Genomic DNA, 14,814 nt, shown 5'->3' on the forward strand with positions numbered 1-14,814 from the left:
ATAAAGGAATAGCAGACTGATTAAGGTATATTACCCAGCAATGTAATTATTAATTATGTAATTTTTATATAGATATACAATTAGTTATACTTCTGTAAAATGGAGGTTATTATGCAAAAGAAAAAAGAAGCATATTATGTACATGTTTATACACTTAGAGACAAAAGTACAAAATCGATAAAAATAGAATCATGGCGCTCATTGAAAGAAGAAATGCAAGTTTTAGGTCTTAAGGACAGTGACATATTTCAAATTCAAATGGTATGGTACGATCCAAAAAAAGATAATAAGAAGAAATAAGGGGTTGTATTTTAGAAATCGTATTGCTATAATATAAATGTAATATGATTTAACAATAAAATAAAAAATTAATCAGTTCGCATATAAGAGAAGACCTCAATATGCGCCATGTCCTTAGGGGACGTGTGCGTATATTGGGGTCTTTTTGCGTTTTGCGAGCAAAAACACCCGGAGGTGCAGGAATTATGTTGAATTGGTTGTCTGCAAAACTTATGACAACATCAGTAGGAGATTTTCTGCTGGCAAAAACTAGTTTTGAGGGGGGGCTTACTGGGCACACCACTGGTGCAGATGCTACCACTGTACAAAAAAGCATGAATACCCTTGTAACAACACTAATTGGTTTTGGAGGAATTTGGGTAGCAGCTTGCGTTGTATTTGCGGCTATTAAACTATCTGGTGCACAAGGTAAAAACCCTGAAAACCGTACACAAGCCATGATTGGTTTAGCTTGTGCGGCAATTGGAGGCTTTGTCATGATCAAAGCATACGACATCGCTTCTTGGGTTACAAAAATTTAACATAAGAGTTTGTAAAAGCTCTCCTCTATTTGGGGAGAGCTTCTCTTATACAAGGGAGGAAACAAAATGAGAAAAGTAACTGTTCCTGTTGATATGACTTCGGAACAAAAAACACTATTAGGTGTGCTGAGCAAACGCCAATTGATTTATCTATTGGGTGGCGGAGCATCCCTTTATTTATATGTACCATTTTTATGGCGGCTATTTGCGCCTTTTAATGCGGCTGTAGCTTTTTTTATTTGCTTAATTTTAGCAATACCAACAGTAGTAGTTGTAATAACGTTTGCTTTTATTTATAAAGAAAAACAACACATGTATTTAGATAAATTTTTACTTATCAAAATGCGTAGCCATTCTGAAAAAGGAAATTGGAGAAAAGGGTACGAGCCAATTACATGGGTAAAGGAGAATTTATAGATGTTAGAAATGATATATTTTGCGGTGGTAGCCATTGTAGGATTTTTCTTTTATAGGAAAATGAATGGAAAACCGCTATTTAATATTAAGAAAAAGGGGAAAAGTCAGGGCGGTGTAGAGAAACGTACTGCTGAAAAAAATGGAAAGAAAAATAAAAAGAATACGCCTGCTACAGAGGAAATTGATGAGGATAATGTGGATTTCTTTAGTGCTTTTGTAGAAGACATTAAGGAAGTTGAAAATCATATGATTCGTTATCATGATGACACGTTTGTCCTAATCGCGGAGGCACACCCAGTAAACTATTACCTACTTTCAAATGCGGAACAAGAAGCGATTGATATCAAGATTGAATCATGGTTAACCACATTAGAATTTAATACGAAGGTATATATCCAAAGTAAGTTTGTAGATTTAACAGATCCTGTACGAAAAATGACAGAAACAATGAAAGGTGCGAAGGACCTTACACCAGAGACAGTACTTTATGGGCAAGAAGTTATCGACAACTTAGAGTATTGGCAACGTTCGCAGCCACGATATGAACAAAAGCGATATTTAATTTATCCATACAAAGTTGATATTAGTACGATTACAGCTGATACAGAGGAAGAATTGGAAGAAAAAATTGTAGATAAAGCGTTTAACGAATTATATCGTCGCTATAATGCTTCCCGAAATCTACTATCGAAAGCAAAAATTAGTGTAGAAATGTTAACGAAAGATAAATTAATAGAACTCTTATACGTAGCGTTTAACCGTCGTAAAGCGGTGAAAGCACGTTTCCAAGATTTAATTGAAAATGAGAACTTCTCTCTGTATTCAACAAGTGAAACAAATGAGAGAAAACTAGAGTTAATGAAGAAAGTTCTAGCGGGAGAAAAAGCTGAAAAATCAAATAATGGGGTGGCATAAGTATGAAATTGTTTGGAAAGAAGAAAAAAGAAAAAAAGAAATTAGAAGCTGAAAAGAATGATGAATTGGAACTAGAAGAGGAAGAGCACGAACAAGAAGAAGTTCCACCTCAATTAGACAATCAAACAACTGTGTTTGATGTCATTGCCCCAGAAGGAATGAAAATTGATGCAGAAGACTATGGGGTAATTAAGCAGTCTTTAGGAAGTAATACTTTCTTCCGTCCATTTTATATTCCACGTGATGGATACCCTCGTATGATGCAGACCAATTGGCTGAACATGTTAACTTCAGCTGGAGAGGTTGATGTCATGATTGATATTCATAAAGAGCCAAAAGCAAAAGCGATGCGATCGTTAGATATGCAGCTAACAATGTTACGTTCGAACCTTTCCTTCCAACGTACACGCGGAAATATTGACCAGGAAAAAGACTTAGATGCAAAAATTCAGGATACAAACAATCTAATGGATGAAATTCAATTTAATGAAAATGACTCCTATATGGTAAGTACGATGGCGGTTGCGTATGCTGATTCAAAGAAAGAATTAGATGTTTTATGTGAGTATATCGAAGATGAAATGCAAGCCTCTCACTTTAAAATAGCGAGTACTTGGAATCGTGTGAAGAGTGGCTTGAAAGCGGTTATGCCACTAGGTGCACCAAATACTCTGCAAGATACATACCGAAATATCGATAGACGTGCTTTATGTACATTTGCCCCCTTTGTATCAGGATCCGGAAGATTTAACGGTGGTATACCAATAGGAAAGAACAAAATTACTGGACAAGTAGAATTTTTAAATTCATTTGGTAACGCAGATTATCGTCCACCAAACTATAACATTGGTGTGACAGGGATTTCAGGTTCCGGTAAAAGTTTACTTTTAAAAATGAAGCTAGCTCGTGAAACATCACTTGCAGATACACATGCGATGATCATAGATCCAGAGGGAGAATTCGTAAAAATCACCAAACGACTAGGTGGCATTAACTTAAATATTTCACCTGAAAGTAATATCATTATTAATCCTTGTGCAATTGCAGTAACAGAACTTCAAATTACAGATAAAGATGAAGAACTAGAAGCACTTGAACAATACGATAAGAAAGAACTCGTAGAACGTGATGGCGTGAAGTATGTAAGATTTGTACCAATTTTAGAGAAAATCAATGAAATACTAGGATTCTTTGACATTATTATTCGCGGGCAAGACTTTGATCAACCTGGATTAAATGTATTCCAACGCACGATGCTAGAAGATGCGATTCGTGAAGTGTTTGAGGGACATGGTATTACTTCTCACCCTTCATCTTTATATACCGATGAAGTGAAGAAGGTAGATGGACAATTAATTCAGTCTCAAGTGAGAAAGCCAGAGCCAGAGTTAAAAGAAATTTACGATGTAATTGTAGAAAACCATGGAGATGATGTGAAAGCAGAAGAGTTAATTGCCGCAATTCGTCCGTTCTTACGTGATGGTTCAAAACCATTATTTGATGGACAAAGTCATTTTGGCCGTGGTGTGGAAACACAATTAAACGAATCACGTGTTGTTAACTTTAATATTAGTCATTTAGAAGAAGGATTTTTAAAGCCAATCGCTTTCCACGTTATCCTGAACTATATCTGGGAGCATTGGATTAAGAGTCCAGAACACGCTATCAAACGAAAAGTGTTATATGTGGATGAGATGTGGCAGTTTATCGACTATGAACAAACTGTTAACTTCTTAGAAAAAGTAGCACGTCGTTCACGTAAAAGAAATGCCGGTATGTGTTGGGCAAGTCAGGACTTTGTTCGTATTTTAGAAAATGTAAAAGCACGTGGTATCTTACAATCTACTTTCTCTTATTTCTTCTTAGAGCAAAATAAGATTGATAAGAAAAAAATTCAAGAGAACTTTAACTTAACTGCTGGTGAGCTTGACATTATTCTCAATAATCCAGGGAAAGGTGAAGGGATTTTCCGCATAGGAGATAGTTCTGTTTGGATTCAAACAGATCCATCAGACAAAGAAATGATGTTTATTGAATCAAATGAAGCCGTACTGCAAGAGCTTTTAAATAACATGAAGAAAGTACAAGGGTACGCAGGGTAATAGTGTACCTTTGAAGAGGAAGGTGAAAATATGCTTGAGAAAATAATAGATTGGGTCGGTGGTCTTATTATCCATATGGTAAAGACCCTCCTAGCGCCTATTTATGGATTTATGGATACTATTCCAGTTCTAGTCTTTGGTGGAGATAATGCTAATCTAGACTTTTTATATGAAAAGAATGCGGTTACGAATGTATTAGATACCGGTATGCCTGTGATGTTTAAATTTGTTGCTTTTTGTGTCCTCGTCAGTGTAGTTGTTACAGCGGCAAAATATTCAGCAACAGCGATAAATCCAAATAATCGGACGGCATTAATTGAATATGCAAAAGACTTAATGATTATCTCGATTTGCCTCTGGCATTTAGATTTCTTTTATAATATTGTATTTGATCTAAACTCTTGGATTACATTGGAATTTAAAGAAGCGATAAATGGAGTAAATAACGGGAATTTCAACCCAGATCAACAAATACCTTTGTTAAAGTCTGGACTGTCTGACTATAAGACAATTACAGAGCTCTCAATGAAAGGTCATGAAAACGATTATATGTTTATCATATTTGGACTATTTATTGAAGCTGGATTAATGATATGGGCAAACTTTTATTATTTAATGCGTGCGGTGACACTGTACGTATTAATGTTACTAGGCCCTGTAATGGTAGGAATGTGGTTATTTCCACAAAAGAAACAACAAACGTTATATTGGATTCGTGAGTTTATGGGGGCGGTATTAATCCAAGCGATCCACGCAATTACCCTATGGTTAGTCATTACACTTATTGGTGGTGCACAAAATCCTATCATAAAATTAGTATTGCTTGCGATGTTTATCCCAGTTGGTGAGATTGTAAAAAGCTTTATCGGCCTTAGCATCAATGCATCAGGTGGTATTCATAGAGCAGGTACGATGATGGGTATGGGTGCTTTAGCAAGTGTGGCTGGACTGGTTAAAGGTGTTCGTGATGACTATCGTAATTCAAAAGTAAAACCTGATGATAAAGGGGATAAAGAAAAGACAAAAGAAGATGCTGATAACCCGAAAAATGCATTAGGAGCGAATTTAGGGACAGATGTTGGTACAACATCTCGTGCAGCTCGTATGTTAAAAGCAGGTCAAATTGGAAGCTCAATTGGTAAAGCGGCGACAGGACTTGCAGGTATGGCAGCGGGAGCTGGTCTTGGACCGGGAGCGATGGCAGTAGGCTCGCAAGTTGGAAGTGCATTAGGTGCTGCTCCTGGTGCAGTGGCTGGTAGAAGTGTTGCTGCATTGGGTGAAGGAGCCGTAGGCTTAGGGAAACATATTGGTTCCAGTGTGAAGAAGGGTGTGGGCACGTATTCAAATCTAAATGGCGAATCGTATCCAGAACTAACCGATGAAGATATTGCACAGGATTTAGCTACAAAAGATTTTGAATCTTGGAAAGCGGATAATCCAGATTCTGCAGTTGGAAGTCGCTTGAAACAAGCATTCCCTGGTGCATCCGATGCAGAGATTGCTAAAAAAGTAGCAAAAACAAATAGTGATCAAATGTCTCATTTCAAAAATCAACGGAAACAAGATTTACAAAATATGAAGAAAAACGCTACACCATATGGAAACGCTAGAGATTTAGTCAACGCTGCGACTAACGCATTCCAAAAAGGATATGAGGCAGACCATAAAGATGCGTTTATGAGTCAATTACCAGAAAATATGTCAGCGGAAGATAAAGAGAAAAAATGGAATGACCATCTGAACTCAAAAGTACAAGGATTTAGAAACCATGCAGAACAGGCTGCAACAAAAGCTGGTGCAATGCCAGTTGATGCAAAAGATAAGCAAGGGAATAATCTATTTGATAAGTCCTTTGTGAATAAGGATGCGTTTGCTTCTCAACTGGCACTTGGAAAAGTAGGAAAAGCAGTAGAGGGTGTGCAGGGAGAAACACTAGAAAGTGGCCATCAAAACATGGGACAGGTTGGTGCTCTTGTAGGAGCTTCCACTGCTGCATTTAAAAAGGCATATACTGAAGATCATAAGGCAGGATTTATGAAACAATTTCCTGCAGATGTACCACAACAAGAAAAAGATGCGGCATGGAACAAACATTTGAGTCAAAAAGTTCAAGGATTTAAAAATCATGCGCAGAAAGCTGCAGAACAGGCAGGTATTGTGCAACAACAAGATGGTACTAGTTATGCTAATAAGGATGCATTTGCTTCTCAGCTATCGCATCAATTACAAAGCAATCCAAATGTAAATGCAATGGGTGTATCTAGTTCTGCAGGCATTCAAAAAGCTGTGAATGGTGTGAAAACACACAGTTTAGCAAATGGATATGGAAACCAGAAACAAAAAGATGTAAGTAATGTCGGGAACTTAGTACAAGCATCTACAGAATCCTTTAAACAAGGATATGCAGCGGAGAACAAAGCAAACTTTATGAAAAACTTGTCTCCAACTATGTCTCAAACACAAAAAGTAGAAGCTTGGCAATCTCATTTAAATGATAAAGGTAATGAATTTAAAGCAGTCGCTCAGCAAGCGGCGGTACAAGCGGGAGCAATGCCCGTACAGGCAAAAGATACGAGTGGTAAGAGTCTACATAATCAATCGTATATTAATAAAGGTGCCTTTGCTTCGCAATTGACGAAAGGTTTACAAAGTCATGCTAGTCTTGGAACAGTGAGTCAACAAGTAGGTTCTGGAATTACTAGTGCGATTCAAGGTGTTCGTTCACACGGTGTTGCGACAGGTGGTGCAATCAATAAAGCTGTGTTTGCAGCTACGCAAACGCAAGCTAGTATGGCACGTGCAGGAAATCTGTCTGTTTCTGAAATTGAGAACTCGTATGCGGATGCGTCAGCTAGTGTAGCAAGTATTGCACAAAGTGCCGGCAAAATGTCTATCCCAACTTCAGCTGTGGGACGTATGACACAGCAAAGTACGAAGGTTGGCATGAGTGTGATGGAAGGTGTCAAACATTTTATGCCTACAAATGCACTAGAGAATGTTTCAAAAGCATACTTTAATGCGTCAGACAATGTTCAGCAAGCTGGTGGAAATGCAGTACAAAGAGTGATAAGCGGAACTGCAGCTGCTGTTCATACTTCATTAGGAGGTAACGCAGCAGAACGCCATTACAATGTGACGAAAGGATTAAGCTATGCAGCAGGTGTAATCGGTGGTGCAGGTGCTTACCAAGCTACTGCACGTATGGCAAGTAAACATAATCCCTATAATAAAGCAGTTCAAACAGAAGCAAAAGAAATTCAAGAGATTCAGAGAATGGTACCAACAACAACGGATGCTACTGGAAAGCAATCCGTTACTGAAGGGGCAGTGCGCCTTGTTGTGACAAATAATAAATCATGGATTGAAGCAAAAGATTCCAGTGGTATGACGCAAGTTGTATCCCGTTATGGTAGTGGAGATAGTCGCGTTCACCAGGGACAAGCTGTTTATAAAGATTTAAATATTTCTGGTGGACAATTAAAGCCGTACAAGAGTGGTATTATAGAGTCGCCAGCTTATACCCAAGATTCAAGTGGTGGCAAAATTAGTATCAGTCGTGATTTTAATATAAACCCAAATCAATTGGTAGGAAATCAAAATCAAAGACCTTTACAACAGAAATCAGCATTTAATGAACCGCCACTTACGGTAAATCATAAGGTAGACAATGGGAATTTCTATATGTCTGACTTAAATCAAGGGGGCTATCAAAACGTACAAATGGTGGTAGAAAGAGATCGCAGTTATATGGTGGCTACCACTACAGATGGCACGGTTTCACGGATTTCACCATTTGGAAAAGGAGATACACGACTACAAGTAAATCAAAGGATTGAAAGAAGTTGTGAAGTAAAGGATAGCAATATTAATCCAAGAGAAGAAATCTTGGTAACACATACACCGGACGAAATCGTACGTAAAGAGACTCAGCTAAATTTATCAGAACATGATCCACAAAATCTGATTCCTTTTGCGCCAAACCCTCGCTTAGCACAGCGAAAAAGAAGAAATAATGAAAATGGAAAGTATGGAGTGACAAGTCTATGAGTCAAAATCCTAACGATCCAAATGAACAGAAAAAAAGTAACCCGTTAAAAGATGTAGCTTCACACTTTATTAAGAAAAAAGGGATGCAAGCGCGCGGGAAAATGGTGAAAATGGCAGGTAAAGCAGGAAGGGCGGCAGCGAAAGCTGCTGCCAAAATGCTAAAAGCAGGTATACTAAAAATTGTGGGTGCTGTTATAGCGGCGGTTGGAGTACCTGCCGCTTTGATTATGGGAGTAATTATTGCTGTGTGTGTGATTTTAGTCTCTTTGGTACCTTTTACCGATGATGATACGAAAACAGAGGAACAAGTTAAAAAATATATGGAAGTCTCAATGGCTCTGAATGTTGATTGGAAAGAGGTTGTCGCCTTTGACATGGCGCGATACGATAATGATTTAACTGGTAAAGATCCGCATGATGCTATATCATACTTCTTGGATATCCAATATGAAGAATATACGGAAAAAGAGGTATGTGAGGCAGGACCGAATGGCCCTTGTGAAAAAAAGAAAAAGGAGATGCAAAAAACCAAATCTGAAAGTTACTCCGGACCGGATGTAAAAAAGATATTAGGAGATACAGATTTTAAGAAAAAAATAGATGAGATTAATGCGAGTGGTAGTAAAAAAGTGACAGTTTCTTCTCATGGGCTAGATAAAGCCATGGAACTCGCAAAGTTTAGTAAGAGTCAAAAAGAGCGTGCTCGTGAGATATTAGAAGCCGGGATGTTAGAGGCAACGTATGGACATCTTGCGCCAACTGGTGGATTTATTGGCGGTATGTGTGTAGGTGCTGTGAGTCCAGGAGGAGAACCTGTCAATCTTAATGAAAAGGTAACAGGGTATCTTCCTAAAATTAAAGAGATGGCAGAAAAACATGGTGTTGCTCAATATGTTGGTATTCTGGCAGCTCAAATGATGCAGGAATCAGGTGGAGCAGGAAATGACCCAATGCAAGCATCAGAAGGGCATTATGGAGATTTAAGTCCATCTTGTAAAGGTATAACAGGAAATGCGCGTATGGGTTGCATTAAAGATCCAAATATTTCTATTGAAGCTGGAGTACAAGAATTTAAAGATGTATTAGGAAAGGCGAATGGAGACATAGCCCTTGCCTTACAGTCCTATAATTTTGGCTCAGGCTTCATAAACTATGCTTTAGCAAAGGGTGGCTATTCAGAGGAAACAGCTATTGAGTTCTCAAGAAGTAAAAATCATTTAAACCCAGCTGGTTGCTCCGATCCTAATAACTTCCGAACCAAGGTAAATGCGTGTTATGGGGATTATACGTACGTTTCTAAAGTTTTGAAATATTACAAGGATTTAGGTTGTGTAGCGTCCGGGGATGGCGAATGGATTTCCGATAAAGGTTGGAAATGGCCAACAAAATCAGGTCGTATTACAGATACATTTGATGCAGTTCGAAATGAGAAGCAACATAATGCTGTAGATATTGGGGCTATGACCGCTGGAAAAGCTGGAGACCCTGTTTGGTCAATGGAAGCAGGTATTGTAACCGCCCAAACAGGAAATGTAAATGGTGGTGGTTTAGGTGTTTATGTAGACCACGGAAATGGTATTGTATCTCGTTACTTACACTTGAATAAAATATCAGTTGCACCAGGAACTATGGTTACGAAAGGGCAAATTATTGGAGAGATGGGCGGTTCAAACTATGATAAAGATATTGGTTTACTTAATATGAATGGCTACGCTGTCCATTTAGATTTCCAAATTCGTATTAACGACCAACCAACGGATCCAATGAAATTCTTTAAGAAAAATGATGATCCAGGATTATCATCAGGTGGTTCTCCTATCATGACGAATGACAAACGACAAAAAGTATTAGCAGAAGCAAAAAAATGGCTCGGTCAAGGAAAAGTAAGATATGTATTAGGGGATCGGAATCCACCAGGTGGTACTTCAGATTGCTCAGGATTTACGCAGTATGTCTTTAGAACAAGTATAGGCGTCCAACTTGGAGATTGGACAGGTGCTCAAGTGGGACAAGGTAAACAGGTACCGGATATAAATCATGCACAACCAGGGGATCTTATATTCTTTGAAAACCCAGGACATGTTGCAATTTATATGGGGAATCAAAAAATGATTCATATTGGTGATAATAAAGGTGTACAAATTACAGGTCTAAACTACACAGCAAGAGGTCAACATATGACGCAAATTCGTAATGTTATAGACTGATTTAGGATGTGAAAAAATGAAGAAAGTAATGAATGTATTAGCAAATCTTCCACAAAAGTATTTAGTTATACTTGGAATCGTTGTGCTTGTGTTAGGTGTTGCGGCTTATAATACCGTGAATCATTATATAACGAAATCACAAGAGCAGAAGGAAGAGCAAGTAAATCATGATGAGATAGAGATGCTTGGAGATAAGCCAAAGGGATTTGATACAAAAGAAGAATATATCGCGAAAACAAAAACAGTAGAGGATTTACTACTAAAAATTTCTAATAGTAGTTATGATGTCCCGTATTTGTTTACAAAGGCTGGATTTGGTATTGAGCCAATGAAAATGACAAGTAATGAGCGCATGCTTGCTACAGAAGCTGTACAACGATATTTCCTGCATGGCGATAAATTCTATAATGCTCGTATTACAAAAATAGAACGTGGAAAAAAAGTAGATACGTACCACATTGAAGTCCAAATTCAACAAGTGAATTTCCTTGAACCGCGTCAATTTAAAATACAAGTAAATCGATATGCACAAATTGTAACACCAATAGAACAAATACCACACGGACAAGAAGAAGTACCTGTGGATTAAATGAAAAATCGGGGTTGTGAATAAAAATCACAACCCTTTTTTTTAAAAATAAGGAGTACCTAAAAATATTTATTGAATATTCATAATTTTCTGGTATAATGAAAGTATGGTTAAATAAAATTTATATATATCAGTGATATGAAATAGATATGGAGGTAAATAGTATGAGAATGTTATTTGGGATAGCAGCAAACTATTTTGCAGGATATTCTTCTGGAAGAGGATCAGGATTTTTAGGGACATTATTCGGATGGGCTTTACTAGTGGGTGGTGGATACTTATTAATTACGAATTGGGATAGTATCACGGTCTGGATGCACGGATTAGATATTGTAACAGGCTTAGATGGTTATGAAGACATGAGCAACGGATTTATATTTATCTGCTTGATTGTAAGTGCTTTTATTTTCATGCTTTTATTACCTGTATTCGCAATTGTATTGATAGTAGGTGTGATATTCTTGAATATTTTAATATGCACAATCGTATTATTGGTATCACCAAGTACATATAAAAAAAATAAAGATGTGGAGAGTGAATGGAAATGAGTACAATTTTAGTTTTAGGTGGTTCAAATGGTAGAACATTAGAGAAATTAGCGAAAAAAAGAGATTGTCAGGTTATTTTTCATGATGGGAAAAATCATGGTGGTGTAAAGAAAACGTTTCGTAGTGTCATAAAAAAATATGATGTTATTGTCGTGCAGAAAGGTGCATGTGGCCATGTGTCTATTGATGTAGCAAAAGAATACGCAAAGAAGTATGATGTCCCGCTTTTATTTAATCAGGGGTTTGGAGGAACAGGCGCGTTAGAGATTGGGTTAAAACATTTGCAAGCAGCCTGAATACGTTTGTTAGTACATAAACATTTGTTTTATTATCATTTAATCAATATATATAATAAATAAGACACTAAAAGTGAAAGGTGAATATAATAAAATGAATAATAGTAATTTACATAAATCAGGTTATATCATACTCATATATTTTATAATGACTCAATTTGTTGGAATAATAGGAGTACAATTGCTAGCGAAGACAGGCTGGTATGATATTCAGGGGAATCAACAGCAAGCAATTCAGCAACTGCTTGTTCATTGGGAACTAATAGGATTTTCACTCATATTAATATTCTTCTTTCTTATATATAAGAAAGAAGTGATGAATGATTCGAAGTTATCGATTAAATTTTCAAGAGTATCATTTGGTTGGATTTTAGTAGGAATAGTTGCAGTATTCTTAGCGCAGACAATTGGTAGTATTTTGGATAAAAGTATATTTCACTTAACTACACAATCAGTAAATACATCAAGTAATATTGAATCGGCAGCAATTTCTCCTCTTGCTCTTTTATCAATTGTAATTCTTGCTCCGCTAGTTGAGGAGCTTGTATTTCGTTACGCGGCCATAAATATATTGAGCCGTAGATTTAATAAAATTGGGTGTATATTAGTTAGTTCCTTGTTTTTCTCAATCATGCATTTTGATTTTCCTTTTGTATTTGGATATTTTTTAATTGGAGTTGTACTTGCGGCAATATATGTACGTACTAATAGGTTACTAGTATCATTTGTCGTTCATGCTACTATGAACTTAATAATTGTTATACTTCAGATTTTTTGATAGAAAATTTGTAGTTAAGGAGAGAGCAAAGTTGTATTATCCATGCTATACTCTCTTTCTTTTTTATTATAATCTGTTTAATTTCAATTAGAAAAACAATATGTTCATTTAAAATTTCATTCTTTTTACTACATACAGCAGATATCACTTTACAATTTTTTTTCGAATTGCCATTACAGCTGCTTGTGTACGATCTGTTACATCTAGTTTTTGAAGAATATTGTGGATATGAGTTTTGACTGTCCCTTCGGAAACATAAAGGATTTTAGCTATTTCATGATTTTGTTTTCCATAAGCTAATAATTGTAAAACCTCAATCTCCCGCTTAGTTAGAGTTTCCGTATATTCAAGTTCTTCGCCAGCTAAATTATAATCAGTATTATCGTGTTTTATAAATTGTGTAAAAGCTTGATTTGCTGTCGTGCTATTATAAATCATTGCCCCTCTATTCATAGATCGAATACTATCTAGCATTTCCTCCGTTTCAGTATCTTTTAATATATAACCCACTGCACCAGCTCGAATACCATCTAAGACATATTGTTGTACATCAAATGTTGTTAATAGGACAACTTTTGTGTTTGGTAATATACTCATAATGTTTTTAGTAGCCATAATTCCTGATAAGTCAGGCATTTGAATGTCCATAATTACCATATCTGGTGCAGTTTCTAAAGCCACTTTAATTGCTTCCTTACCGTCTTTACATTCCCCAACTATCTCCATGTCATCTTGCATTTCAATAATATAGCATAGGCCTTTTCGAACAAATGGTTCATCATCAGCTAGCACAATACGAATCTTTTCTGTCATACTTCTCCTCCATTTTTCTGAATTGGAATAGTGGATTCAACTCGAAGTCCTTTTGGTTCATTTAGAAAAAAGGAACAATTACCTCCAACTGATTTACAGCGTTTTATCATGCCATTGAGTCCAAAGCCATATTTTAATGGCTTATCCCCTGTATATATACCATTATCGTCAATTGTAAATTTTACTACTCCATTTATTTCTGTTACGTTTACAATGACAGAATCTGCATAAGAATGTCGTAAGACGTTTGTTAAAGACTCTTGTAAGATTCGGTAAAGAATTGTACTTTCCTCTATCGTCCACTCTGTTATATTTCCATCTTGAATGAACTCAATTTGTAATAAAGAATTTGCTTGAATCTGTGAAATCAATCCTTTTAATGAAGTAAGCCCGAGATCTTTTTCATCACTTGTCCATTCTCTAACAGCAACTCGGATTTCTTCCATTCCTTTTCGTGCCACCTTTAAAAGTTCTTCAACATGATCTTGGGCAGCAACAGGATCTTTCCTTAACATAATCTTAAGAGCCTGTAATTGAATAATAAGTGAGGTCATTTGATGTCCAAGTCCATCATGAATCTCTCTTGCTATTTTTGTTCTTTCCGTAAAAGCTGCATATCGCATAGAAAATACCGTTGTTTCTTGTAGTTCAGCATGTGCTTCGTCTAATTCTATTAGTTGTTTTTGATTTTTTTGATATGCGTCTCTTAGCTTGGATGTACTTCGGATTGAGACATAGAGTCCAATAATAATTAATGTTTCTTGATAAGGGAATTCATTCGTATATGCAAATACAATAATATCCATCCCCGTTATAGCAGCTAAAATTGTCGTTACTCGTGTCCACTTGGGTTCTGCAGCGGCAAGAAAAACTAAGAGTGGCCATAACGCATAATTTGGAAAATTCGGATGAGAAAAATATAATACACATGATATGCTTATTAATATACTCGTAAACAAAGTGTACTTCCTTGCATTCCACCAAGATTTTGGTGAATACAACATCCATAGATAAACTGTTACAAAAACGCTACAAACCCATATTGCAAAGGTACCATGAGGCGCGAAACCTTTATAAAAAAATACGCATATTAAGATGCTTCCTATCGCATTTCCTGCATGACTATCCATCATTTTTAAAAATATTTTTTCCATGTACTTATTCCCTCCCAACCTTACTGTTTAGTTTCTATATTTTTTGGCTATAGATGAATATCCATTCCTTGATTTAAAGGCTGGAAATTTACAACTCCCAATTATAATCGTTCATAGTTGAGCTAAA

At 36.5% G+C, this 14,814-nt stretch carries 13 protein-coding genes; 11 read left to right on the plus strand and 2 right to left on the minus strand.

All coding sequences use genetic code 11. The annotated features are described in order from the left end of the window. Positions 1-111: 111 nt before the first annotated feature. From KZZ19_RS30265 to KZZ19_RS30315, 11 genes are all read left to right on the plus strand, one after another. Positions 112-300, plus strand: coding sequence for a hypothetical protein (locus KZZ19_RS30265; protein ID WP_237982723.1), 189 nt, complete (start codon positions 112-114; stop codon positions 298-300). A 101-nt stretch (positions 301-401) separates the two neighbouring features. Next, complete coding sequence (locus tag KZZ19_RS30270) at positions 402-821, plus strand: hypothetical protein (RefSeq protein ID WP_348638073.1); 420 nt, start codon at positions 402-404, stop codon at positions 819-821. A gap of 66 nt (positions 822-887) precedes the next feature. Next, complete coding sequence (locus KZZ19_RS30275) at positions 888-1,238, plus strand: PrgI family protein (RefSeq protein WP_348638074.1); 351 nt, start codon at positions 888-890, stop codon at positions 1,236-1,238. Next, the gene (locus KZZ19_RS30280) at positions 1,239-2,153 is read left to right on the plus strand and encodes a hypothetical protein (RefSeq protein ID WP_237982903.1); all 915 of its coding nucleotides are present in this window, start codon (positions 1,239-1,241) and stop codon (positions 2,151-2,153) included. A 2-nt stretch (positions 2,154-2,155) separates the two neighbouring features. Continuing rightward, on the plus strand, positions 2,156-4,255 hold the full coding sequence (locus tag KZZ19_RS30285; protein WP_348638075.1) for a VirB4 family type IV secretion system protein: 2,100 nt from the start codon (positions 2,156-2,158) through the stop codon (positions 4,253-4,255). Between the two features lie 30 nt (positions 4,256-4,285). Then, the gene (locus tag KZZ19_RS30290) at positions 4,286-8,302 is read left to right on the plus strand and encodes a type IV secretion system protein (protein ID WP_348638076.1); all 4,017 of its coding nucleotides are present in this window, start codon (positions 4,286-4,288) and stop codon (positions 8,300-8,302) included. Further along, positions 8,299-10,509: a lysozyme family protein gene (locus KZZ19_RS30295; protein WP_237982872.1), complete on the plus strand. Its 2,211-nt coding sequence runs from the start codon at positions 8,299-8,301 to the stop codon at positions 10,507-10,509. The genes KZZ19_RS30290 and KZZ19_RS30295 overlap by 4 nt, the downstream gene beginning before the upstream one ends. A gap of 16 nt (positions 10,510-10,525) precedes the next feature. After that, positions 10,526-11,098, plus strand: coding sequence for a hypothetical protein (locus tag KZZ19_RS30300; RefSeq protein WP_237982871.1), 573 nt, complete (start codon positions 10,526-10,528; stop codon positions 11,096-11,098). Positions 11,099-11,262: 164 nt separating this feature from the next. Further along, entirely contained in the window at positions 11,263-11,646 is a 384-nt protein-coding gene (locus KZZ19_RS30305) for a hypothetical protein (protein WP_237982870.1), read from the plus strand. Continuing rightward, on the plus strand, positions 11,637-11,942 hold the full coding sequence (locus KZZ19_RS30310) for a DUF2325 domain-containing protein (RefSeq protein ID WP_237982869.1): 306 nt from the start codon (positions 11,637-11,639) through the stop codon (positions 11,940-11,942). Before KZZ19_RS30305 ends, KZZ19_RS30310 begins: the two co-directional genes overlap by 10 nt. A 94-nt stretch (positions 11,943-12,036) precedes the next feature. Then, complete coding sequence (locus KZZ19_RS30315) at positions 12,037-12,720, plus strand: CPBP family intramembrane glutamic endopeptidase (RefSeq protein ID WP_348638077.1); 684 nt, start codon at positions 12,037-12,039, stop codon at positions 12,718-12,720. 144 nt (positions 12,721-12,864) lie between these two features. Here the strand turns inward: KZZ19_RS30315 and KZZ19_RS30320 are convergent, their stop codons facing one another. Together KZZ19_RS30320 and KZZ19_RS30325 are read right to left on the minus strand one after the other, a co-directional pair. Beyond that, on the minus strand, positions 12,865-13,533 hold the full coding sequence (locus KZZ19_RS30320) for a response regulator (RefSeq protein ID WP_237982877.1): 669 nt from the start codon (positions 13,531-13,533) through the stop codon (positions 12,865-12,867). Continuing rightward, positions 13,530-14,687, minus strand: a complete 1,158-nt coding sequence (locus KZZ19_RS30325) for a sensor histidine kinase (RefSeq protein WP_237982878.1) — start codon at positions 14,685-14,687, stop codon at positions 13,530-13,532. The genes KZZ19_RS30320 and KZZ19_RS30325 overlap by 4 nt, the downstream gene beginning before the upstream one ends. Positions 14,688-14,814: the final 127 nt, after the last annotated feature.

Origin of the sequence: Bacillus thuringiensis, from assembly GCF_022095615.2 — a bacterium.
GTDB classification, from domain to species: domain Bacteria; phylum Bacillota; class Bacilli; order Bacillales; family Bacillaceae_G; genus Bacillus_A; species Bacillus_A cereus_AG.

Excerpts from the sequence above, each read along its gene's own strand:
- KZZ19_RS30265 (WP_237982723.1), top strand. The coding sequence starts at position 112 with ATGCAAAAGAAAAAAGAAGCATATTATGTACATGTTTATACACTTAGA.
- KZZ19_RS30270 (WP_348638073.1), top strand. The coding sequence starts at position 402 with ATGCGCCATGTCCTTAGGGGACGTGTGCGTATATTGGGGTCTTTTTGC.
- KZZ19_RS30275 (WP_348638074.1), top strand. The coding sequence starts at position 888 with ATGAGAAAAGTAACTGTTCCTGTTGATATGACTTCGGAACAAAAAACA.
- KZZ19_RS30280 (WP_237982903.1), top strand. The coding sequence starts at position 1,239 with ATGTTAGAAATGATATATTTTGCGGTGGTAGCCATTGTAGGATTTTTC.
- KZZ19_RS30285 (WP_348638075.1), top strand. The coding sequence starts at position 2,156 with ATGAAATTGTTTGGAAAGAAGAAAAAAGAAAAAAAGAAATTAGAAGCT.
- KZZ19_RS30290 (WP_348638076.1), top strand. The coding sequence starts at position 4,286 with ATGCTTGAGAAAATAATAGATTGGGTCGGTGGTCTTATTATCCATATG.
- KZZ19_RS30295 (WP_237982872.1), top strand. The coding sequence starts at position 8,299 with ATGAGTCAAAATCCTAACGATCCAAATGAACAGAAAAAAAGTAACCCG.
- KZZ19_RS30300 (WP_237982871.1), top strand. The coding sequence starts at position 10,526 with ATGAAGAAAGTAATGAATGTATTAGCAAATCTTCCACAAAAGTATTTA.
- KZZ19_RS30305 (WP_237982870.1), top strand. The coding sequence starts at position 11,263 with ATGAGAATGTTATTTGGGATAGCAGCAAACTATTTTGCAGGATATTCT.
- KZZ19_RS30310 (WP_237982869.1), top strand. The coding sequence starts at position 11,637 with ATGGAAATGAGTACAATTTTAGTTTTAGGTGGTTCAAATGGTAGAACA.
- KZZ19_RS30315 (WP_348638077.1), top strand. The coding sequence starts at position 12,037 with ATGAATAATAGTAATTTACATAAATCAGGTTATATCATACTCATATAT.
- KZZ19_RS30320 (WP_237982877.1), bottom strand. The coding sequence starts at position 13,533 with ATGACAGAAAAGATTCGTATTGTGCTAGCTGATGATGAACCATTTGTT.
- KZZ19_RS30325 (WP_237982878.1), bottom strand. The coding sequence starts at position 14,687 with ATGGAAAAAATATTTTTAAAAATGATGGATAGTCATGCAGGAAATGCG.